Here is a 1,493-nt window from a genome sequence, read left to right as displayed (position 1 = left end):
CGCTGTCGTTCCAGGACTATGTGCGTGACCGCATGCTCAAGCGCCGCCAGGTCGCGATGCAGGCCGAGTCGGCTGCTGCGCACGCTGCGGCTCCGGTCGCCGACGTTCCCGCTGGCCCGCTGGCCACACGGATGGCCGATGTGCCGGCGGCACGCCCCGCCGTCGCGATGAAACGTGCGCAGGCCGCCACGGCCTCTTCTGCCGCACCCGGCCACGCGCCGGTGCTCAACGCGCTGCATGGCGCCGCCTCGATGGGCATCCACACCAACGTGTCCCTCCACGAGCCGCCGGTGCTGCGCGAAGAGGTGCTGGTGCGCCAACCCGCTGCCGACGCCAGCGTGGCACGCCGCGATCAGCAAGACATGATGAACGAGCTGCGCAGCATGAAGGGCATGATCGAAGAGCGCTTCGGCGCGCTGGCCTTCATGGAGAAGCTGCAGCGCCAGCCCGCGCAGGCGCGGCTGACGCAGAAGCTGATCGACTGCGGCTTCTCGCCGGCGCTGATCCGCAAGCTGGCCGAAGGCATGGGCCCCGACGTCACCGACGAGATGGCCTGGGCGGCCAGCGTGCTCGAACGCAACCTGCTGAGCGCCGACCGCGAGCCGGCGCTCGAAGACCAGGGCGGTGTCTACGCGCTGGTCGGCGCCACCGGCGTCGGCAAGACCACCACCACCGCCAAGCTGGCCGCCGCGTTTGCGACCCGCTACGGCGCCTCGCACCTGGGCCTGATCACGCTCGACGCCTACCGCGTCGGCGCCCACGAACAGCTGCGGGCCTATGGCCGCATCCTCGGCGTGCCGGTGCACACCGCACACGACCGCGCCTCGCTCGAAGACCTGCTTGACCTGCTGTCGGCCAAGAAGATGGTGCTGATCGACACCGCCGGCATGGCGCAGCGCGACACCCGCACCCGTGAGCTGCTGGACATGCTGGGCCACCGCTCGATCCACAAGCTGCTGGTGGTCAACTCGGCCGCGCAGGGCGAGACGATCGAAGACGTGCTGATCTCCTACCGCGCCAACACCTGCCGCGGCGTCGTGCTCTCCAAGATGGACGAGGCGGTGAAGCTCGGCCCGGCGCTCGATGCGCTGATCCGCCACAAGCTCACCGTGCTGGGCGTGGCCAACGGCCAGCGCGTGCCGGAAGACTGGCACCGGCTGTCGTCGAACGCGCTGATGCACCGTGCCTTGCGCCCGACCCTCGCCACCGCTTACCGCATGGATTCCAGCGAAGTGAACCTGATCTTCGCCGCGCCGCAGCACCAGTCGCATCCGGTGGCGCCGCACGCCGCGCTGATGGAACACGCCTGATGCCGCGCGCCACGCTTGCCCCTTTCCCGCCGAACCAGCCCTTTCCCGCGATGACGACTACGTTCTCTCCCTCGATGCCGCTCGACCAGGCCGACGGTCTGCGCCGCCTGTTCGCCCACGCACAGGTTCGCTTCGTGCCGGTGGTGTCGAACCCGCACATGGCGTTCGGTGGCGTGATGCTCG

Annotated in this window: 1 protein-coding gene and 1 pseudogene; both read left to right on the top strand. The window is 69.8% G+C overall.

The genetic code is table 11. The features are described 5' to 3' along the window. The coding region (gene flhF / locus Q1W68_RS13440) for a flagellar biosynthesis protein FlhF (RefSeq protein WP_300716936.1) at window positions 1–1,310 on the top strand (1,310 nt) is incomplete at its 5' end. After that, a pseudogene (locus tag Q1W68_RS13435) lies at window positions 1,310–1,493 on the top strand (hypothetical protein); the annotation flags it as partial. The gene flhF and the pseudogene Q1W68_RS13435, both read left to right, overlap by 1 nt.

Source organism: Hydrogenophaga sp., assembly GCF_030158645.1.
Lineage (GTDB): Bacteria > Pseudomonadota > Gammaproteobacteria > Burkholderiales > Burkholderiaceae_C > Hydrogenophaga.
Note: the sequence above shows the minus strand (reverse complement) of the source record. Positions and strands in the feature narration are given on the sequence as shown.